Genomic DNA, 21,201 nt, shown 5'->3' with positions numbered 1-21,201 from the left:
TATTATACGCTTTGCCCTTCGTTTTGCCGAAGGAATTCTTGCATTACTAGATATTCTTGAGCAACTCCATAACGAATGTAGCGTTTTCTTCCAACAGGGCTTCGTCCACGTTGTCCAGCACGTCGTCCATCTGGGCGAAGAAGGCCGGCTTCTGGCCTGCAACGCCGCACAGGTGCATAGCTTGGCAGCCCTGCTTGGTGGCGTAGGAGGCCGCCGATTCGTGCCATTTCATCTTGGCCGACCCCACCGACACGCCGGTAGCCTGACTAGCCTTGCGAATGTAGCGGGTCATGCGCGAGGGAACCTTCACGCTGCGCAAGCGTCCTTCATCGGAGACCACGCACATATCCCCGGCGCCCAGCGACGAGAGCTCCACAATCACAGAACCACGCAGGTCCTGCTGATGCTCAGCCATAAATGCGCGCATGCCGCTGTTGCCCGACAGCTCGGAGCCCAAGGCCACGAACCAGATCTCTATGTTCAAGTCAGGGTTGCGGAACTGGTAGATCTGCCGAAGCTCCTCGGACACCTCGGCGCGGCCCGCGGCGGCCAAAGCGGCCTCTTCGGCGATGTCGCGGGAATCGAGGTCGCCGTTCTCCAGGCGACGGGGCGTGTAGGCGCCGCCCGACCAGTCGTCCTCGAAGCCGTCGATACCGAACTCGTTACGATCGCGGCGCACGCGCCAAGGGTGCTTCGGCTCGGGGGCCTCCTGGGTCTCGGGCTCGACGAAGGAGCCGCCGGCTGCGAACGAACCGGACTGAGGCTGGCCTGCGAAGGGCTGAGAGGACCGCTGAGCGCCTAGGGCAGCGTCAGCCGGGTCTTCGGTGCGGAAGCTGTCCCAGCTGCCCCGCTGCGCGCCCACGGTGCGGGCGTCGAAGCTCTCGTCCACGTTGAGCCACTCCTGCGCCGACACTTCCTCGAACTCGTCGGGCTCCTGGTTGTGGCGGAACTTCCCGAAGAAGCGCTGCATGCGAGACTTGGGCATCTCCACGTAGGCCGGCCCGCCGAAAGTCCCCACGCCGCTTTGGCTGGTCACGTAGTCGGAATCGTCGGCATCGTCGATGATGAAGTCGCCGCCCGCTTCAGCAGACAGGCGCTCTCCCACAGGCGCGAAGGACACCGTCGCGCCGGGAAGAGACGGCTCGGCAGGGGCGGCAGGGGCGACGTTCTGCACCACGGCCACGGCGGCCGCCTCCTGGCTCAGCGCCTCGTTCACCAGGGCACCGGCCACCGGCGCGAACGACGAGGTGTTGCTGGGGCTGGCCGACACGGCGGGGATGGCGCCGGAAAGGCCGGCCATGGTCGAGCGCAGCGGAATGCCCACCGAACCGGTCTTGCCCAGGGAGGGCATGCCCGCGAGGGCGCTGGCCACGGAGCCGTCGGATGCGGCGGAGTCGGACCCGGTCTGCGCATGCTCGGCGGCAATGTCGTCCAGCGTGATGGAAGGAAGCATGGACAGCAGGCTCTTGGCCGTGGGCGCCACGCCTTCCTCGGCCAGAGGGGCGCGTTGCTTGGGCATTTCGGTGATGGGAGCCAGGTTGGCGGCCGAAACGCCAATGGAAGGCAGCGTGATGGGGCGCGGGGCAGCCTGAGGGGTGTCCGGCACCAGCGAGATGTCGATGCGGCCGCTCGCATCCAAGGGAGCGCGGGTAACGTCCACCCGATGGGCCGTGCGCTGAGCGGCGGCGTCCTGTGCCTCTTCCTTGGCGCCGGCCACCGCGTTAAGCCACTGCGGAAGGGCTACGGTCTCGGAAGGCTCCGGGGCGTCCGAAGGAGCGACTGCGGAAGCGGAATCCTGGGGCGCCGTCTCCGGTGCCGACACCGCTGCCCTGTTGTCGGAAAGGGTCCATTGCGGGGCTTTGACCTCGCGAATCTCCTCGCGACCGGCGGAAAGCGTCTCCTCCAGGCGCTGCTCCACAATCAGGTTGGCCTCGGCGAAGTGGCCGTTGCTCTCCACCACCGCCTGGTCGAGCGCATCGGCGTAGCGGGAACGCTGAACGGGGCGGGTGGGCGGCTCCTGGCGCTTGGCCTTCTTCTGGGCTTCGGCATACCAATCGGGAACCGCAGGCTGGGAGGAAGGCTGGGCCGAAGCCGCGGGAACGGACTGGAGCTCCTGGATTTCCTGGGCATAGGCCTCGTCGGCCACGAAATCAGCGGCGTCGTCAGCAGGCGCGGCGGAGGCGGCGGGCGTTACCCCCACTATGGAAGCCGCCGGCGCAGGGCTTGCGGCCAGAGGCGCGGCGGCACTGTCGACCACCTCGGCGAACACCGTGGCTGCCCCCTCCACGGGCTGGCCGGTCAGCGCTGCAATGGCGGCCTTGGCTGCTGCCAGGCCGTCAGTGGGACGCCCGGCTGCCACCGCTGCTGCAGATACAGCCCCTTGGCGTCCGGCGGCCGCACCGACGGCGCTGTTGGGATGGGCGGTATGCGAGGAACCCGCATGCATGCGTCCGGAATTCCCCAACGCGGGAGAGGCGTTTTCTGCGACCTCGTACACAAGCTCAGCGCCCTGCGGCACCACATCGGCGGCGTAGGCGGCCTCCTGGCCGTGCACTAGGGGCTGAGCGCTCTCCTGCTGGGCAGCGATCTCGGCCTCGGGGATGCGACCGGTCCCCACGCGCTTGGCCACCTCCAACATCACCGCCACGCCGGAGGCGTTGCAGTTCGCCGCATCGTTGTAGTGGGCAACCTTGTGCATAATGGAGATAACCAGCGTGAGCAGACAGAACAGGCAAGCGATAGCCATCAACGCTGTAAGCACCAGCGCAGACGCATCGCCCTCTTCTCCAACCCCCACGAAACGCACCAGCGCCAGCACGGGTAGCAGCGCCATGGACATGGCCGTCCCCTTCTGGAGAATGGGAAGGACAGACAGGAAAGGCTCGCGCAGCTCGGCGCGCACCTTCCCCGAGTCGTAGCGGGCCACCAGGATAACCTTGCGCCGGCGCGTACCGCCAGCCTGCTCGGAGTAACCGGGCTCGTAGCGGGCCACCACGTTCTGGCTCACGCCCTTGCCCAGAAAGCGGGACAACACCGGGCGGTCTAGCTCCTCCAAAATGAACAGCACGCCCGCCACCAGCGTGACAGCGACGGCCGCCGGCCATAGAACCGGCAGGAAGAACGACAGCAACACCACGACCAGGGAAAGCCCGCAGCAGATAGCCCGGGGAAGATCGGGCGAAGGCGCGCTTTCGAAATCCTCCATATGGGCGGAAAGCCCCGCTTCTTTCTGTATCCGCTCGGTGAGGTAGAGCGCCGCCTGCTGCTCTTCTTCGGTGCCGGCAGGGCGAGGTCCTATTTCGTTGGACAGATAGGCAACATGGTCGAGAATCTCCGCCATATCCTTGTCCTTTCGTTTGCCTAGTCCCCAGGGGGAATCATATTCGAGCGTAATTACGCACAGTTGTTTTTAGTATACGCCATTACTGGGATGTTCCCAAATAATCGCGAATAAATGCGTCACTTGCGGCCGCTTGTACCCGAGCTTGCTCGTAGGCCTGGCAAGCGGCGGCTGCGTCGTCCAGGAACACCTGGAGAATATGGGATTCCATTGAGGTAGGAAGATTCTGGGCGTCCTCAGCGGCCTGAGCGTCCAGCTCGTTGTAGCGGTCGTTATGCTCTACCGCCGCTTCCGTATCTCCGTCTAGCAGCGCCTGGTTGGAGGCTTGGGCCTGGTCAAGTGCTTGCAAGCGCAGCTGGACGTAGTCCTGCACGGCATCAAGCGAACAGACGGGGTAAGCCTGAGCCGCTTGGGCAAGCAACGTCTGGGCTTCCTGGAACCGGACGATGGCGGCGCTTCCCTGCTCGGAGGACTCCCGTATCTGGTCCTCGCTCGCCCCGCCCAGCGCGGACACGGCACTTCGGGCCAGCTCGTCGGCCTCCACAAGGGCGTTCCAGCCTTGCACCGCATCCGAGAGCGCAGCGGCGGCGCCCGCAGCGGAAAGCTGCAGCGCTCCGGCCGCGGAAAGCATCTCCTGCTTCCTCGTCAGCGACGCGCTCACCTGGCTGGCCGCCTCCCGGTCGTCGTTATCCTGAAGCTGGCTTAGGGCCATCTCCACCTGCACGCCGGAGGCCTGCAGGGCCGCCGACGCAGCCTCCATGGCCTCGGGCGAGGGGGTGAGGGAAAGCCGCTCCAACCGATCTGCGGTCTGCGCATCCTCCGGCTCCGCAACCAGCGCCCCCCTCGAAGGGGCGGCGCTGCGCAGGCTCGGCAAGCCGCCGTCGCCGAAGACCTGGTTGTAGGACTCGTCAAACGCGGCAAGGGACTCGTCGGCTTCGGCAAGGTAGGCGAACGCATCTTGGAGCTGGGCGGCTCCCTGCGTTTGGGACTGGGTGCGCGCCGCCCACCAGGCCCCGGCGCTGCCCACGGCTGCCACCACAGCCACCACAGCTACCCCCGCGGCGGCGAAGGCGGCCACGCGGCGCAGGCGCTTCCTTCGGGAAATCTCCCCGGACGCACCGGTGAAGCTCTCCACCGGAAGCCCGGTGGAGGCAGAGCTGCGCACGCCGGGCTGCTCGGCCACCCGGGCCGACCACGCGCCGTGGCTTCCCGACGACCGTCCGTGAAGCCCTTCGGCGCGGGACTTCTCCTTGGGCGCCTTGCGCGGCAGGGGCACGCCGAACGAAGGGCGCGGCAACGAGAAGGACGGGCGAGGAAGCCTGCCGGAGCCGCCCTGGCGCTCCTGCCCGGCATCCAGCTTGTTGCGGGCGGCGTCTAGCACGCTGAGCGAGATCTCGTTGGATGTGCCTAGGGTATGGCGCTTGATATGGGCTGCGCGAGCCAGCTTGTCGTCGCTACGCGCCATCGCCCGTCTCCGCAGAGCGCCCGGCGGCGGGGCGGTGCGCCGCAGCTTGCCGCAACTCCTCGACTATCTCGGCGCAAGTGAGCATCTTCACCGTCTTGCTGGGCATCGAGCGCAGGAACATCTTCCCGTAGGACTTCGTCAACAACCGGCCGTCGGCCAAGATCAGCACGCCGGAATCGTCGGCCTTGCGTATCAAGCGCCCTGCTGCCTGCTTCGTCTCCAGCACCGCCGCCGGCAGCACGTAACGGCGCCAGGCCGCATCGTCCCGGGCGGCGCGCTCGCAGGAAAGCGGGTCGCTTGGCTTGGCGAAGGGCAGCTTCGGGATGATGACGCCGCGCAGCGTCGACCCGGGGGCGTCGAAGCCCTCCCAGAAGCTCTTCAGCGCGAACAGCGACAGGTGCTCGTCGGCAAGGAAATCGTCGCGCAGGCCCTTGACCGACACCCCCCACTTCTGGCACACCACGCGCAGATCGTCGCCCTTCAGGTCGTCGCGCACCACCTCGTAGCACGCCTCCATCTCGCGGCGGTTCGTGAACAGCGTCAGCATAGACCCCTGCTGCGCGCGGTGAGTTTCGGTCAGCAGGCGCTGCAGCGCCCCCAGATAGGCCGGGTCGTTCGGCTCGGGCATGTCGGTGGGCACGTAGATGGTCATCTGCTCGTCGAAGCGGTAATGGGACTGCAGGGCAAGCTTCGTGGCCTGAGACTGCTCCCCCTGGTCCAGGCCGATGGCGTTGGCGAAGGAGTCGAACTTCCCGTCCACCGAAAGCGTAGCCGACGCGAACACCACGCTGAAGGTGCGGGCGAACAGGGTCTCGTTCAGGGCGTCGCCCACATTGAGCAGCTGAGCCTCCACGCTGTCCTGCCAGCGGTCCTTGTGCTTGTTCAGCATCGCAGAGTACACGTAAGTGTCCTCGGGCCGTTCGAATATCACCTCCAGGGCATTCACAAGGCCCTTCAGGTCGCAGGCGAGGGCGGCGAACTCGCGCTGGCTATCGGCCATGCCCTCGATGCCCTCCAGGTAGCCGGCCACGCCCTGGCAGGCCGACGCTAGGCGCTCGGACACCTCTTTGAGCGCAGTAGCGGCCAGGGAAAGCTCGCGGAACACCGCCGATGCGCGCACCGTCTCGTTGACCCACAGCTCCGTGGTCTCGTAGCGCTTGCTGCCCTTCGCCTGATCGAAGTAGAGCAGGCCCTTCATGGCGCCGTTGAACTGCTCCACTGCTTCGCGGAACGATACGCCCTGACGCCGCCCCTTCGCCACCAGGGCGTAGAACAGACTGCCCGCATCGCCGGTGTCGTTGCCCTCCGCATCGGCGGACGAGACCCCTATCCCGGCGTTGGCGGCCTCGCGGTCCGCCAGCACCAGCTTCTCGCCGGGCACCGACTGGATGCGGGACTCCACCCGCGCGAACATGTCCCGCCGGCTGCTGGCGCTGTTGGCCTTCGAGGCCATGGACAGCAGCTCCTCGGCCGAGATCTTCAGCGAGAAGGCCCGCCGCGCCTCGTCCTCCACGGAGTGGGCCTCGTCTATGACCCAGAACCGGGCAGGAGGCAAAAGACCCCCGTCGGCGACCACGTCGCAGAACAGCAGAGAATGGTTGGTCACCACGATATGGGACGCCTCGGCGCGGCGGCGGGCCCCGAACACGAAGCAGCCGTTGCCGTAGTAGGGGCACTTCCGGCGCAGGCACTCCAGGCTGCCGGTGGTGATGGCGGGGCGGGGCAGGGCTCGGTAGTCGATTTTAAGGCTGTCCATGTCGTCGATGTCGGACTGCTCGATGAAGGAGAGCAGCCCGGCCACGGCAGGGGCCTGGGGCATCTCCACGTTGTTCACCAGGCGCGTGCCCACCCCTGCGCGCAGCAGGTTGTCCACCTTGTGCAGGCACGGGTAGTGGGAGAACCCTTTCAGCGGGGCGTAGGTAAGCCGCGGCGCATCGGGGTTGACGGCGGCAAGAGAGTCGGCCAAGGCGGGCAGCTCCTTGTACACCAGCTGGTCAAGGAGGGCGTTCGTCTTGGTGGCCACGCCCACGGTCACGTCGTTCATGAGCGCGGCGTAGGCGCTGGGCACCAGGTATGCCATGGACTTCCCCACGCCGGTTCCCGCCTCTACCACCAGATTCTCAGAGGTGGAGAAGGCCTTGTTAACCGCCTGGGCCATGGCCAGCTGCGCCGGGCGGGGTTCGTAGTCGCCGTAGAGCGACCCCACGGCTCCCTCGGTGGAGAACGCCTCGTCCACCTGGGCGCTGTCGGCGAACCGCAAGCCCTGGGAAGGGTCTTCCGCCAGCACCTCAGCATCACGCTTCGGAGGGGCCGCGTCCCCTGCACGCCGATGGCGCAGGGAGCGAAGAGAGAAGCGAACGTCGGCGTTGCCGCGCACCACGGCACCCGGCAACGTCATCGGATAGCGGTCGATCCCGGCTCCCATGTCGGCTTCTGCCAGCAGCAGGTCGAACTGCCCTTGAAGCTCCTGGGGCTGGTCGGGAAGCTCGTCCACAACCCCGCAGGCCGGTTCGAGCGCAGGCTGGGCACCCTCGTCCGACGCGGCCAGGCTCCCATGGACCATGCGGCGGTACTCCGCGGCGAAAACCTTGAACACGAACTGGGTGGACCACAGCCCTTCCGCCGGAAGGTCGGCTATCTCCACCGTCAGCGACGGCGGCATGGCCTCAACCGCAGCCAGCAGGATGCGGTACATGGCGCACGTGGCCTCCACGTCGGCATCGGCCCGGTGGGTGGAAAGCGGTGCGTCGAAGGCGCGCACCAGGTCCAGCAGCCGATGGGACTTCATCCGCGGCAGCGCGATGCGGGCCAGGTCGAGAGAATCGATCCACACGTTCTCGAGCAGTGGATAGCCTTCGGGATGGCGAGTGGTGAACGTACGGTCGAACCCGACGTTGTGGGCGACCACCTTCGCATCGCCCACGAACTCCACCAGCTGCTCCAGCGCCTGCTGGGGAGTAGGGGCGTCGGCCACGTCGGTATCGTGGATGTTGGTCAGATGGGCGACGTCTTCGGGAATGGGCTTGCCCGGGTTCACGAAGGTGACGAACCATTCCGTGATGCGTCCGCATTCCAACCGCGCGGCCGCTATCTGGGTAAGCTCGTCGTGGTTGAACGAGACGCCAGTGGTCTCTGTATCAAGAACCACCACGTTGCGATCGAGCGGTCCGAAATCAGAAGCATCGGCCAAGCGGGACAGGCCAGCGTAACGCCGCACCACCGATTCCGGCGTACCGTCCATTATGTAATCTGCAAGCAAAGGGGCGCCCTTCGGTAGTCGAAGCTGTTCTTGCACGTCAGACTATCATCTTTCCCTCTGCTCGCTTACCAGAGGGCCGCGATTCCATGCCCAAAACACCCTTGCGCCGCTCCCGCGGAGCACGCCTTCGCTACAATGGTTCCGTCCGTCCGGAAGCGTCCTTCTGAAAGCAGCGGCACCTCTGTGGCCGCGTTGCATCGCAAGAGCGCTCTTCGGATGAACCGAATGTTTCACGTGAAACATCGCGCCCGCGCCGACCGCCAGGAGACCCCGATGCAACAGGACTGCTACTTCGGAACCTATGCCCGGTTCGAAACTCCCTCGAAGAAGGAGGGCAGCGCGCTAGTAGGCGCGGACAACCTGGTGGGAGATAGGTTCGATATAGAGTTCCTCACGCAAGACGGCGTGACCACGGCCTGGATGCGCAACCGGTTTGGGGCGCTGGTGGCGTTCTTCGACGAGAACCTGTCGCGGCGGCTGGCCATCATGAACGCCCGTGGATGGAAGCTGCAGGCACTGCTGTCGTTCGTGGCCTACACCGACTCCCCTGAGCCGGCCCGCTACTGGGGCGAGGCGGCGGTAGTGGCCTTCGACCCGAAGGACCAGGCGGCCTTCGACCGTTTCCTCTCGTTGGTGGACAAGCGTCTTGCCGACGGGGTGCGCCCGGAGGTGAACCTGGGCTCCCAGGCGGTTCGGTCCGTCTTGGAAGCCGGGGGCGACTGGAAACCCACCAAGACCGTGCCGTTGCCGAAGCGGGCAGCCGGAACCGTCATCATGAAGTCGCGCCGCAAGCTTTCCGAGAAAGTTATCGAGCTGGGGCGCTCGCGCAACGTCGGCTGCTATGTTGTCAGCTGGGCGTTCATCATCGCCCTCGTTGCCGGGGCGGCGCTGCTGGGATTGAAGGCAGCCGGCATCGTCTAGCCCGGCTTCCCCTTCTTGAGGCGGCCGGGACAACCCCCTCAGGGGGAGGCGAGACGGTGCGATCGTGCCGATTCCCGAAACGCCAAGGCACGGCCCCGGGCGCGGGCTTCGAAAGAGCTACTACTCCAACGCCAACGAAACCAACTGGGTGCACAGGGTGGGGAAGTCCATCCCCGTCACCCGCGCGGCGTCGGGAATGAGCGAGGTGCTGGTCATGCCGGGCAGCGTGTTCGTCTCCAAGGCCCACATGGCGCCGTCGTCGTCCATGATGAAGTCGGTGCGGGACACGCCGCGGCAGCTCAGGGCCTTGTGGGCCATAACCGCATAGCGCTGCATGCGATCGGTCTGCTCGTCGGAGAGCGGTGCCGGGCACACATGGCGCGAGCCGCCGGGGGCGTACTTCGCCTCGAAGTCGTAGAAGCTGCCGTTGGCGGGCAGAATCTGGATGACCGGCAGCGCTTCCGGATCGCTGTTGCCCAGCACGGAAACGGTGTACTCGGAGCCGGCAATGAACTGCTCAACCAGAACGTCGTCGTCGAAGGAGAAGGCCTGCTGCAGCGCCTCGGCCAGCTCATCCCTTCCTTCCACGATGTAAAGTCCCAAGGTGCTTCCGCCCGATGCGGCCTTCACCACCAGGTGCGAGCCGAGCTCGTTCACCAGGGCGCCGGCGTCTGCGGGTTCGCCCTTGCGCAGCCACACGGAAGCCGGGGTGGGCACGCCGGACGCGCGGTAGAACAGCTTCGTTTTGGTCTTGTCCATGGCCACAGCGCTCGACCACACGTCCGACCCGGTGTAGGGAAGCCCGATGGTGTCCAGGAAACCTTGAAGCGTGCCGTCTTCGCCGCCTTTGCCGTGGGTGCATAGAAACGCGACGGCGAAATCGCCGGTCATCAGGGCCAGAAGGTCTTCTTTGCGTGCGGGATCAAAAACGGTGACGGGGAATCCCGCTTCTCGAAGGGCTTCTGCCGAGGAAGCACCCGATTTGAGCGAGATCTCCCGTTCGGTGCTGGTTCCTCCGCAAAGAACCGCCACAGGGCACTGCCCGGGCACGAGGCCGTTGGCTGACCGTTCATTCGACTTCTGGCAATCCATGGACACTTCCTCCGAAAGATCTTGGCTGCAAACGTTCCGGTCGATACGTCGGGAAGTATAGCAAAGCTCCTCGACGCGCGAATTGTCCGCCGCCCGCCCTTACCGAAGCAACAGACCGAAAGGCCTACGGGCGGTACGGGGCGGTCATCTCGTTTTTCAGCTGCCCGCATGCGCCGGCGATGTCACCGCCTTTCGACCGGCGGACGGTGGCCTGCACGCCGGCCTTCTCGAGGGCGCGAACCCATTTGCCCACCGTAGCATGGTCGGAGGGCTTGAAGGACGATCCGTCCACCGCGTTCAGCGGAATGAGGTTCACATGGCAGAGCAGCCCGCGGGCGAACTCGGTCAAAGCCTCCAGGTGGGCGTCGCTGTCGTTCTCCCCCGCCAGCAAGATGTACTCCAACGTGACGCGGCGGTTCGTTTTGGCCGCGTACGAAACTATAGCCTGGCGCAAGGCCGGCAGCGTCTGATGGGCCATGGACGGCATCAGCTTGTCGCGGGTCGCCTGGTCGGCGGAATGGAGAGACACAGCCAAGGTGAACTGTTCGGGAATCTCGGAGAAGCGGCGAATGCCGGATAGGATGCCGCAGGTGGAAACCGTGATCTGCCGGGCGGCGATGCCCAGGGCCTTCGGATCGTTCATGATCTCAAGGGCGGCTCGCACCGCGTCGAAGTTTGCGAAGGGCTCCCCTTGCCCCATGGCCACCACGTTGGTGACACGACGTCCCATCTGCCGACCTACAAGGGCCACCTGGTCCACCATCTCGCCGCAGGTAAGGTTGCGCGTAAGCCCCTGCTTTCCCGTAGCACAGAAGCTGCAGGCCATGGAGCAGCCGGCTTGGGTGGAGAAGCACACCGTCAGGCGCTGCCCGTTGGCCGACGGGATTCCCACGGTCTCCACGCATGCTCCGTCGGCGAAACGCACCACGTACTTCTCCGTACCGTCGGAGGACAGCGCCTTGTGAGCCACCTCGGGAAAGGAAAGCTCGTAGGATTCGGCCAGGGTCTCCCTCAGGGCTTTCGGAAGGTTGGTCATCTCGTCGAAGGAGGCGGCATGCTTGCCGTAGACCCACTCGTACACCTGCTGGGCGCGGAACTTCGGCTGCCCCAGCTCCTGCAGGGCTTCCTGCAGCTGCTGGCGCGAAAGTCGCTTGATGGATTGCTTGCTCATAGGGTCTCCTTCGCTTCTCGTCGGTGCCGGTCCGCCTCTACGACCTCTGGTCAGATGAATCTACCGGGCGAGCAAGAAGGCGGGAGCAAGCCCGCCTTCTTGAAGCTGCATCACTTTGCTCGCGGTGCGCCCTCTTAGTCCTTCTTCGCCTTTCGGGCGGCAGCGAACTCGGCGAGGAGGCGCTGCAGATCCTCTTCGTCCTTGAACTCGATCTCCAAGCGATTCTTCCCGCCGGACACCTTCACGCGAACCCCGGTCTGGAGCATGCGGCGAAGCGACCGGGCCGCCTTCTTGAAACTGGGCGGCATGGGCTGTTTGCGGGGCGGTTCAGGGCGCTTGTGGGCGAACAGGCGCGCCAGGTTCTCGGTGTCGCGGACGGAGAGCTTCTCCTCCACCAGCTTCTTCGTGAGGGCTTCGCGCCCCTCCTTGCTGGGAATCGACAGGATGGCGCGCGCATGGCCGGGAGTGATCTTCCCCTCGAAGAGCAGCTGCTGGGCGCTTTCGGGCAAGTCGAGCAGGCGGATGGCGTTTGCAATGGTGGAGCGGCCCTTCGACATCATCTGGGCGAGCTCGGACTGGGTGAGCCCCTGTTTGTCCATCAGGCGCTTGTAGGCGTAGGCTTCCTCGATGGGGTTCAGGTCGTTGCGGTGCAGATTCTCGACCAGGGCAAGCTCGATGGCGCCGTCGTCGTCGGCCTCGCGGATGCTCACGGGAATCATCTTCATCCCGGCCATCTTGCAAGCCTGCCAGCGGCGCTCGCCGGCGATGATCTGGTAGCGGTTGGCGCCAAGAGGCCTCACCAGAATCGGCTGGATCATGCCGTTCTTGCGGATGGACTGGGCCAATTCCTCCAAGTCCTCCTGGTTGAAGGCAATGCGGGGCTGGTCGGGGTTCGGCTCCACCGAGGATACGGGCACCTCGTTGTTGCCGCGGGTAGTCACCGAGCCGGCGCGCACGCTGCTCTCCACCTCGACAACCGCATCATCTTCGGCAGCGGTCGTCGAGGAAACGTCCGCCGTCTTGCTTTTAGGGGCGGCCACCTGCCGGCGGGAGAACACCTCGGCGGCGCGCTGGGCGTAAGTCTTCGGGCCCTTCGGTTCCCCAGCGGCTTCCTGAGAGGCCTTCTCCGGCGGGTTTTCAACTCGTGCCGGGCGCATGATGACCACGGCCTCTTCGGCATCCGTAGGGGCCGTCACAGCGGCTTTCTGGGGCGCTGCGGGTTCCTGAGCAGGTTCGGACTGCTCCTCGACCACCTTCCGAACCGGCTCGGGTTTTTCCACCTGCGGCTTCTCCTGAGGCTGCTCCCGCTGGGGATCCTCCGCCACGGTGACGCGACGCTGGTTCGGCTCTGCCGGCGCCGCTTCGTCGTAAGAGCCCCCCAACAGGGAATTCAGGCCCCTGCCCAAACCGCTTTTAGTTGCCTTAGCCACGGCGAATCACTTCCTTAGCCAGATCGAGGTAGGCCTGCGAGCCTTTGCCTGCGGGGTCGTATTCGATAATCGGCTGCCCGTAGCTGGGGGCCTCCGAAAGCTTCACGGTGCGGGGAATGGTGGTGGTGAACGCAATCTTCCCGAAGTAGGAGCGCACCTCCGACGCCACCTGGCGCGAAAGGGTGGTCCTGCCATCGTACATAGTCAGCAGCACGCCGAAGATGTCCAAGGTGGGATTCAGGCGCGTTTTGACACGTTTCATCGAATCGAGAAGTTTTGTCACGCCTTCCAAGGCGTAGAACTCGCATTGGATGGGGATGAACAGCTTGTCGGCCGCCACCAGGGCGTTCACAGTGAGAAGCCCCAAGGAAGGGGGGCAGTCTATAAGGATGTAGTCGTAGCGGCCGCGCAGGCTGCCCAGGGCATCCTTCAGGCGGTTCTCGCGGGCCATCTCGGACACCAGCTCCACTTCGGCGCCGGCCAGGTTGATGGTAGCCGGAACCAGGTCGAGCCCTTCATAGACGTCGGGGATGATAACGTCGGTCAGGGGAGTATCGTTGAGCAGCACATCGTAGATGCAGTTGTCGATCTGGCTCTTCTCGATGCCCAAGCCGCTGGTGGTGTTTCCCTGCGGGTCCAAGTCAACCAGCAGCACCTGCTTGTTCAACGCGCCCAGGGCAGCGGACAAGTTGATGGCGGTGGTGGACTTCCCCACGCCGCCTTTCTGGTTGATGATGGCCAGAATCTTCGTCTGCCCTACCACGTGGTTCACGCGCTTCTTCTGACTATAGGACTTCACCTCGGTCGGAACGAAGCCCTCGCCGCTGACCCGAGGTTGGGGCGCTCGCTCGACCACTTCGACGTCCTCTATATTCAAGGATTCCTCGACTGCTTCCTCCTCGGGCGTCTCGGTTTCCTCCACGACGGGTTCGGCGGCCGGTACGGCGGCTCCACGCTCCCGTTTTAGATTGTCAAAAAACCCCATGCGCGGCTCCTTCCACAGTTGAGCCATAGTATAGCGGCTTTAGGGTGTTTCACGTGAAACAATTGCGAAGGAGAAACCCTCTGGGGACGAATCATCATAGTTAGCGGAATGGAAACAGGAGCGCAGGAGGAAAAGCCGCCAGGACCTCTGCTGGAAAACGCTTCCCGCACAGCCAGTGAACCGTCTTCCTCTTCACCCATTCATCTGAGCAAACGGAGGTCTTTCTCCGAAGAAAATGCTATACGGTTTACCGGCAAGACGTCCCTGCTGATGGGAATTCAACATCGTCGGGCACGCTGCTGCGAGCGAGCTGCTAGAAAAATGCCCCTACTGGCAGAAGAATCCTCTATAAAGGCTTCTTCTGAGCAAATCCCGTTTTACGAGGCAGCTTGATGCTCGGTTGCGTAATCTTCTCGAAGCAGAGGATGGTGCGGTGGTTGCCGTGCAGATCCACCTCGCGCTGGGATACAAGGGAAAAGCCCAGGGTATCCTGCAACGAAAGACCATGGGACAGCTCTTCCTCGCTCGGGTTCGCCTTGTAGCAGACGAGCCTTCCCCCAAGGCGGAGCAGGGGTGAGGACAGCTCCATCAGCACGGAAAGCTGCGCCAGCGCCCGGGCGGTCACCACGGAGAACTCCCCGGGTCTTTGTCGGGCCAAATCCTCTATTCTCCCTGCGTACACTTCAACATTACCAATCCCCAGCTCTTGCACGATGCCGTGGACCAGCTGCATCTTTTTCGCTACGGAATCTACCAACAATGTCGGGCGGCCCGTCGCAATGGCCAAGGGAACGCCGGGGAATCCGCCGCCGGAGCCAAGATCGGCATAGGGACCTTCGGGGGCGTCGCCCATCTCGGGAAGAGCCACGAGCGAGTCCTCAAGATGCAGTACCTGCGCACTCTCCTTGTCGGTGATGCGCGTTACGTTGGTCTTCTCGTTCTCCTGGATAAGCCGGTCAAGGTAGCGCTCCATGAGCGCCGAAGGCTGCGCATTCACAGGCTCCCCCTCTCGCATACGACAAGGGCCCCACGGTTTCCCGCAGGGCCCCTGAAATCCGAAGATGGCGCTTACCCCTCTGCAGGGAAGATGACGATATGGCGCGACGGGCCCTCGCCCTCGGACTCCGTGTACACGCGCTCATCGTCCCGAAGGGCGATATGCACGATGCGGCGCTCGTAGGGGCTCATGGGCCGCAGACTCACGCTGTGTCCGCGGTTGACAGCGTAATCAGCCTTGGATCGGGCGATGTTCTCCAGCTTCTCGCGCTGGCGGCCCTTGTAGCCCTCCACATCCACGACCACCGGGTAACGGTAGCCGATCTTGCGCACGGTGATGGCGGAGACCAGGAACTGCAGCGCGTCGAGGGTCTTGCCGTGGCGACCGATGAGCACCGCCAGATCGGAGCCGGTGATGTCGAGGATGAGCTCCCCTTCGTCTCCCTCGTACTCGTCGATGGTGACCTCGCCGATATCGAAATGCTTCAGGATGTCCTGCAGCGCGCCTATGGCGGTGTCGGCGATGGCATCAAGCTCCTCGTCGGTGACCTCCAGTTCCTCGTTGCCGTTCGTCAGCGATTCGGAAGCCTCGGCAGCGGCGAAATCCTCCTGGGGCATCTCCTCAACCTGTTCGCTCATGAGATTCTCCTTATCTTGTATCCAAAGGGTGTTTCACGTGAAACACCCCCGAACTTCCCAGTGAAAGCGGCTTAGCGGCGCTTCGACGAGTCCTTCTTGGTGGGACGGGGCTTCTTGACCTTGCGGGTGACGTCAACCTCGACGGGTTTCACGTCGATCATCGCTTCGGCCTCGGCGTCCTTCTTCTTCATGATACGCAGCGAAATCTGCTGCTGACCTATACCGATGACCGAGGAGGCGCCCCAGAACAGAAGTACGCCGGCAGGGGAGGACCAGCCGATCCACAGCATGAAAAGACTCATGACGCCGGCCATGATGAGCGTCTGATTGCGCTGGGGGTTGTCCTTGTTGCCCATCTGCATAAGCACCATGGGGAGGAACGTGGCGCCCGCAAACACGATCATGAGGATCAGGTAAGGCAGAAACGTGCCGAACCCTTCGCCGAAGGCCTGGCCGGGCGTGGTGATCAGGTTGGGGACCAGGTTGTAGAACTGGTAGGCGCTGTCACCGATCTTGCTGGGCATGTCGTCGCGGAGTACCTGGAACAGCGCGATGAAGATGGGCATCTGCAGCAACATGGGCAGGCAGCCGGCCAGGGGGTTGAACTTCACCTCGGCGTAGAGCTTCTGCATCTCCTCCTGCATGCGCTGGGGGTCGTTGGCGTATTTCGTCTGAATCTCCTGCATCAGGGGCTGAACCTTTTGCATCTGATACGACGACTTCGACTGCTTGTGCATGAGCGGGGAAATGATGATACGGAAAATCACCGTTACGATGATGATAGCCATACCCCAGTCGCCGCACATGTTGTAGAAGAACTGGATGATGTCGAATATCCAGCCTTTAAACACTTCCCACATGCTGTCCGTACCTGCCTCTCTGCTCTTGGAAGAGCCTATTCCAGCCAAACAACCCGCACACCCCGACGTTTAGGGAACCGGGTCGTACCCCTTCCCGCCGCCAGGACGGCAGCGGAGGATACGTTTGGCGGTCAACCGAAACCCTTTGAGAAACCCGTACCTCTGAAACGCGATCATCCCGTACTCCGAGCAGGTGGGAGTGAAGCGGCAGCAAGAGGGGAACATCGGCGAGATGGCCGCTCGGTAGAACCGGATGAGAAACAGCGCAATGGAGCACGGAATTCTTCTCAACCTTGAACCAACGCGAGAAGGCTCCTCGTGCGCCGCCGCGCGGCCACCCATCTCTCAACCCCTCCGCTTGCGAACAAGTTCGGCGTAGGCGCGCTCGACATCCCGATAGGGAACATCCAGGATGCGCCGCTTGGCGACAAACACCGTGTCATAACCCTGCCGAGGGCCGCCGGCCAGGCGACATATTTCCCTCATCCGCCGCTTCGCGCCGTTTCGCCACACCGCTCCGCCCAGCTTCTTCCCCGCAACAAAAGCAACACGACCGGGGTGGTCGTGTTCTTCGCAAGGTAGAGAGATGAGTGTCAGGTAGGGCGTATGACGACGCTCGCCGCATGAAAAAAGGTTGGAGATATCCTCATGGGATTTTATGATCTCCAACCTTTCTCACCTGCTTGGGTGCGCGGTCTTACACGCAGAGGCGCTTGCGGCCCTTGGCGCGGCGGCGGGCCAGAACGCTGCGGCCGCCCTTCGTGGCCATGCGAGCACGGAAACCGTGGCACTTGGCACGCTTACGCTTGTTAGGTTGATAGGTGCGCTTCATAGTCTTCCCTTTCGACATGCAAAGACGGGGGTCCTTATGAGCCGCACCGCCTTCGTTTTGCTCAAAACATGCGTATCGGCCATTTTTTCACACGGACTACATCCATGCAAGGATTAATTCCTGTTCAGAGCCTTAAATAACAGATTTGCCATAAGAACTGCATAAACGGGAAAAGGCCGATTTACACAGCCTTTTAGTTAACAAGATATTAAAATATGTATTCCATTAACTACATAGTTATAAGATATGAAACCAATTCTACCAGGTAAAACTTTTAGATTGTCCGGGACGCTATGATGTTGCCGATTTCGGTAAGACCCCGTTTCTTATCGTCGTACTTCATCACAAGACCTTTAGCTTCCAGCTTCTCAAACACCGCAGACGTCGACGAAGAGGCGAGGTTGAGAATCTTCCCAAGCTGAGATCCTCTGATAGGCCCCTGTTGATACATAATCGCCATTGCGTCGAGCTCGCGCTGGGTGAGCTCGGGGATATCCACCGAATACCCGCGGCCATGGGACTGCCCGGCAGGAACACCTGACGCCACCGAAGGCGACGCGGGAACCGGCTGCTGAACAGGCTGCCCGGGCACATACTGAGCGGTAGGAACCTGCTGAATGTAAGGGTAGGTCGCCTGGGGGGCTACGTACACCGGCGCAGACGCCGTGGAAGCCATATACGGGGACGAAGGCTCGTAGCCAACCGCCGGTTGGGGGTAGACGCCAGGTGTAGCAGGCTGCGAGACTTGGGCAGGCACGAAACTCGCAGAGCCAGCCTGCGGCGCGCCGGATCCAACAGACGCCGTCCCTGACCCGTTGGGGAAATAGGCTATCGAGGGACCCGATGACACTCCATAGGTAGAAACCTCGCCGCCCGTTTCGGCTGGTCTCGTAGCAAGGGGGGACGAAGGCTCTCCCGAAACAGCCCCGTCCTGCACCAAACTGATGGTCACCACGGCGCCGGTGCCCAAATTGTCCTCGATGGTCACTCGGCCGCGGGAAAGCTCCATATACTCGCGCACAATAGGGAGACCGCTGCCCACGCCGCGGATGTAAGGCTTCATAGGCTCGATGGCGCGGGTGAACCCCGGCTGCTGGGCGCGCTCCTTGTCGGGGATGCCGGGACCCTGGTCGGTGAACCGGACGGTGTTTCCCCGATCCAAAATGGAAACGGTGGCCTCGGCGAAGCGCGCATGGATGAAGTTCTCCGACACTTCCCGAATTGCCATGTAGGGCAGCGACCCTCCGGCGTTTCTCGCCTCGTTGTAGACGATTTGGGAAAGGTTCTCTATGAACGTGGCGGTATCGGCCGGGGGCACCACCACCATGCGCGGGATGCTGTGCCCGTCGTCGTAAACGGCGATGCGAACCGGATTCACCACGTTCGAATAATCGTAGGGCAGCCCTTCAGAATAATTTGAATCACGCACTTCATCTGGGATTTCATTCTGGTTGTCCATATATGTTCCGTTGTTCAGAATTCCAGTATTCCAAGGATTTCAGAGCGATTTCCGAAAAGATTGTACCTGTTTTCGAATTCTAAAACCATCCATCAGGGTTAACGCTCATCATTTCAGGTGGAAAACATAGTTTTCTGAATTTTCAACAACTTGTTCATCTCGATTTTTCAGAGTTTTACACTTTTTGTTCAGAGAAAGTGGAAAACATTGAAGAATTCTCAAATTCATCGATTCGGCGGCGTGAAAAACCATCCAAGAATGTGAAATAAAAGCCGTCCCAGCCAAAACAACCCCATATGTTCGCCCTTGTTTCCAGAAGGCCTCCTGCAGAATCTCCGTGACCTCGCCTTATGACGCCATTGAAAATAATTTTCGGAGGCGCTATGGCGAGCCTGTTCTATTTTCCCAGGTCAAATAAATGTTATCTTGACCAGACAAAATCAAATCACCTGATGGAAGCGCTGCGCGTCGTTCATGGAAACGCGCTTGACAAAACAACGGAAAAGGTTTTTCCACAAGCCGGCATGTATCGGAGGGTTTGTTTTTAACATTTTCCACATTTTACGGCTGTTCGATAGGAATTACAGCCCCCATCCCCTACAATGTCAACGAGAGAACCCCGTGTGAGCACCGGCTGGAAACGTTTTTCACAGCCGGCGGTTCCGAAACCTGCAAAGAGGAGCGGCGGCGGGGGACGACACACCGAGGCAACGGCTGCGGAGTCGAAAGGGCGTCCGGGTCGCCAGAAGCGGAAGAAACAGAAGAGGAAAAGAAGCGAAAACGGCAGAAGAGGCGAAACCAGAGCCTCTGATGAAGAAACGGGATGTGCGACGGCTAGAAGGCAGGGCGGGAAAGCCGGCCCTTCGGCGCCGAAGCGAAGTAAACGGAAACAGTGGCGGCACGAAGAGAGCGAAAGCGGCGGCGTCGCGAAGAGAGCAGAAGCGGGACGTGCCGGAGGAAAGGCCAAGGGACCCATGAACAACCTGGAACTCGAACGCACATGGGCTGATGTAACGGAACGGGTGAAAAGCTACCCCGGCGTAAGCGCGCCCCAGGTGGACGCGTTCTTCATGCGCCTGCACCCCCAGGCCGCGAGCGAAGGGTTCCTCATGCTCACCGCCGACAACGACTTCATAAAGAAGCATATAGAGCAGAACTTCCTCGAACACATCACCCGGGCGATGGAGGAGTGGTCGGGGGTAGCGTCCACCGTGCTCATAGAGGTGGACGAGCCGAGCGCGGCACCGAGCGCGCCGGCGCAGCAGGCCTCCGACACGCCCGCCGTATCGCCTGCGGCCCCTGTTGCCGCGCCGCAGGCCCCCAACCAACCGGCGGGCGACGCCGGCGCAGGGCAGGGGTGGGGGGGCCAGGGCGTACCGGCGGCCAGAGCACCCGAAACCGTTGCGGCAGCAGATCGGGCAGTACCCGCCGCAGCAGAGGCAAATGCGGCACCTGCAAGCACCCGACCAGAGAAAACGGCGGATACCCCCGAAAGGCGGGGACTCGACGACGCCACCACGGGAAGCATGTCCTTTGAGAACTTCGTCGTGGGCGACTCGAACGCCATTGCCTTCGACGCCGCCATGAAGGTGGCAGAACATCCGGGGCTACCCATGTCGAACCCGCTGTTCATCTACGGGAAGAGCGGTCTTGGCAAAACGCACCTGCTGCGGGCCATAGAAAAGTACATCAACGAGAACATGACCTTCCGCAAGACGGTCTACGTAGACACGAACTCCCTGGTGGACGACTACGTGGAGGCCGGGCGCGTGCAAGCCCAGGACCGCACCAGCTACCGGGCATTCAAGGACCGCTACGAGAGCGCCGACGTGCTGCTGGTGGACGACGTGCAGCACCTGCAGGGCAAGAAGCTGACGCTGGACGCGGTGTTCCAGATGTTCAACAAACTCATCGACAGCGGCAAGCAGATTATCTTGTCGGCCGACCGAAGCCCTTCCAACATCGACATCGACGAGCGTTATACCTCCCGCTTCAACCAGGGAATGACCTGCGACATTCAACCGCCCACGGTGGAAACGAAGCTGGGAATCATCAAGAACCACATCGATGACCTGTGCGCCATGGAGCCCGGCGGAGGCTTCCAGCTGTCGCGGGAAGCCCAGACCTGCATCGCCGAGATGAGCGGCAGCAACATCCGCGAGCTCAAAAGCGCCGTGGGGCGCATCTACCAGCAGATGAGGACGTTCCAGATGGACGAGATCTCGGTGGGAGAGGTGAAAAGCGTGCTGGAAGGGTATTTCAGCAGCGGACCCTCCCGCCGCATCCTCGTCCCCGACGTACAGCGCGAGGTTGAGTCCCATTACAAGGTAAGCCACGCCGACCTGATCGGGAAGAAACGCTCGCGCAACATCGCCCATGCCCGGCATGTGGCCATCTACCTGTGCCGCGAGATGATAGACCTGCCGTTCGGAGACATCGGAAAGCAGTTCGGAAACCGCGACCATACCACGGTGATGTACGCCTACAAGACCATAGGGGGCAAGCTGCCGAAGGACCGGACCCTCCAGGAAGAGATAGAGTTGCTGCGCCAATCCATCAGAGACGCGTAGAGCATGTACCTTCCAAGTCCCATGCTTGACAACACGCTTGAAAAGCGGCGGAGCAAGGGTGGAAAACGGCCGTGGTGCGGTGGATTGACGGGGGGCCTCGAAAGGCGGTGGAAAGGAAGCACATCCTTCCCACCATGGAAACGGCAAACGAACCGAGCCCTCATCTGGAAAGACGCGGATTA

At 62.6% G+C, this 21,201-nt stretch carries 16 protein-coding genes; 2 read left to right on the top strand and 14 right to left on the bottom strand.

What is annotated here, in order from left to right; translation table 11 throughout:
* Nucleotides 1–46: 46 nt before the first annotated feature.
* From NFR41_RS08670 to NFR41_RS08660, 3 genes are all read right to left on the bottom strand, one after another.
* Nucleotides 47–3,340: an aminopeptidase gene (locus NFR41_RS08670; protein WP_251231520.1), complete on the bottom strand. Its 3,294-nt coding sequence runs from the start codon at nucleotides 3,338–3,340 to the stop codon at nucleotides 47–49.
* A gap of 82 nt (nucleotides 3,341–3,422) precedes the next feature.
* Nucleotides 3,423–4,805, bottom strand: coding sequence for a hypothetical protein (locus NFR41_RS08665; RefSeq protein ID WP_251231519.1), 1,383 nt, complete (start codon nucleotides 4,803–4,805; stop codon nucleotides 3,423–3,425).
* Nucleotides 4,795–8,046 carry a helicase C-terminal domain-containing protein gene (locus tag NFR41_RS08660; RefSeq protein ID WP_251231533.1) on the bottom strand — a complete coding sequence of 1,084 codons (3,252 nt, stop codon included), beginning with the start codon at nucleotides 8,044–8,046 and terminating at the stop codon, nucleotides 4,795–4,797. The genes NFR41_RS08665 and NFR41_RS08660 overlap by 11 nt, the downstream gene beginning before the upstream one ends.
* A 291-nt stretch (nucleotides 8,047–8,337) precedes the next feature.
* Between NFR41_RS08660 and NFR41_RS08655 the strand changes: the two genes are divergently transcribed.
* Nucleotides 8,338–8,985, top strand: a complete 648-nt coding sequence (locus NFR41_RS08655; RefSeq protein WP_251231518.1) for a hypothetical protein — start codon at nucleotides 8,338–8,340, stop codon at nucleotides 8,983–8,985.
* 120 nt (nucleotides 8,986–9,105) lie between these two features.
* Here NFR41_RS08655 and NFR41_RS08650 read toward each other — a convergent pair whose 3' ends face one another.
* The 11 genes from NFR41_RS08650 to NFR41_RS08600 form a co-directional block, all read right to left on the bottom strand.
* A complete protein-coding gene (locus NFR41_RS08650) occupies nucleotides 9,106–10,077 on the bottom strand; it encodes a D-alanine--D-alanine ligase family protein (protein ID WP_251231517.1) in 972 nt (323 codons plus the stop codon).
* 124 nt (nucleotides 10,078–10,201) lie between these two features.
* On the bottom strand, nucleotides 10,202–11,248 hold the full coding sequence (gene rlmN, locus NFR41_RS08645) for a dual-specificity RNA methyltransferase RlmN (protein WP_251231516.1): 1,047 nt from the start codon (nucleotides 11,246–11,248) through the stop codon (nucleotides 10,202–10,204).
* 134 nt (nucleotides 11,249–11,382) lie between these two features.
* Nucleotides 11,383–12,678, bottom strand: coding sequence for a ParB/RepB/Spo0J family partition protein (locus NFR41_RS08640; RefSeq protein WP_251231515.1), 1,296 nt, complete (start codon nucleotides 12,676–12,678; stop codon nucleotides 11,383–11,385).
* Entirely contained in the window at nucleotides 12,671–13,663 is a 993-nt protein-coding gene (locus NFR41_RS08635; protein ID WP_349665476.1) for a ParA family protein, read from the bottom strand. The genes NFR41_RS08640 and NFR41_RS08635 overlap by 8 nt, the downstream gene beginning before the upstream one ends.
* A gap of 346 nt (nucleotides 13,664–14,009) precedes the next feature.
* Entirely contained in the window at nucleotides 14,010–14,660 is a 651-nt protein-coding gene (gene rsmG / locus NFR41_RS08630) for a 16S rRNA (guanine(527)-N(7))-methyltransferase RsmG (RefSeq protein ID WP_251231514.1), read from the bottom strand.
* 71 nt (nucleotides 14,661–14,731) lie between these two features.
* The gene (locus NFR41_RS08625; RefSeq protein ID WP_160213231.1) at nucleotides 14,732–15,277 is read right to left on the bottom strand and encodes a Jag family protein; all 546 of its coding nucleotides are present in this window, start codon (nucleotides 15,275–15,277) and stop codon (nucleotides 14,732–14,734) included.
* 92 nt (nucleotides 15,278–15,369) lie between these two features.
* The gene (locus NFR41_RS08620; RefSeq protein ID WP_251231512.1) at nucleotides 15,370–16,158 is read right to left on the bottom strand and encodes a YidC/Oxa1 family membrane protein insertase; all 789 of its coding nucleotides are present in this window, start codon (nucleotides 16,156–16,158) and stop codon (nucleotides 15,370–15,372) included.
* 69 nt (nucleotides 16,159–16,227) lie between these two features.
* Nucleotides 16,228–16,500 (bottom strand): membrane protein insertion efficiency factor YidD, encoded by a 273-nt coding sequence (gene yidD / locus NFR41_RS10525; protein WP_285833869.1) that lies wholly within the window; start codon nucleotides 16,498–16,500, stop codon nucleotides 16,228–16,230.
* 3 nt (nucleotides 16,501–16,503) lie between these two features.
* Complete coding sequence (gene rnpA / locus NFR41_RS08610; protein ID WP_251231511.1) at nucleotides 16,504–16,827, bottom strand: ribonuclease P protein component; 324 nt, start codon at nucleotides 16,825–16,827, stop codon at nucleotides 16,504–16,506.
* A 28-nt stretch (nucleotides 16,828–16,855) separates the two neighbouring features.
* The gene (gene rpmH, locus NFR41_RS08605; protein ID WP_160213232.1) at nucleotides 16,856–16,990 is read right to left on the bottom strand and encodes a 50S ribosomal protein L34; all 135 of its coding nucleotides are present in this window, start codon (nucleotides 16,988–16,990) and stop codon (nucleotides 16,856–16,858) included.
* A 274-nt stretch (nucleotides 16,991–17,264) separates the two neighbouring features.
* Nucleotides 17,265–18,449 carry an ATP-binding protein gene (locus tag NFR41_RS08600; protein ID WP_251231510.1) on the bottom strand — a complete coding sequence of 395 codons (1,185 nt, stop codon included), beginning with the start codon at nucleotides 18,447–18,449 and terminating at the stop codon, nucleotides 17,265–17,267.
* Nucleotides 18,450–19,423: 974 nt separating this feature from the next.
* On the opposite strand from NFR41_RS08600, the gene dnaA reads away from it, so the two are divergent.
* Nucleotides 19,424–21,019, top strand: a complete 1,596-nt coding sequence (gene dnaA / locus NFR41_RS08595; protein WP_251231509.1) for a chromosomal replication initiator protein DnaA — start codon at nucleotides 19,424–19,426, stop codon at nucleotides 21,017–21,019.
* Nucleotides 21,020–21,201 lie beyond the last annotated feature (182 nt).

The sequence above is a fragment of the Adlercreutzia aquisgranensis genome, assembly GCF_943193145.1.
Taxonomy (GTDB): domain Bacteria; phylum Actinomycetota; class Coriobacteriia; order Coriobacteriales; family Eggerthellaceae; genus Xiamenia; species Xiamenia aquisgranensis.
The sequence above is the reverse complement of the archived record's forward strand: the minus strand, read 5'-3'. Positions and strand labels throughout refer to the sequence as shown.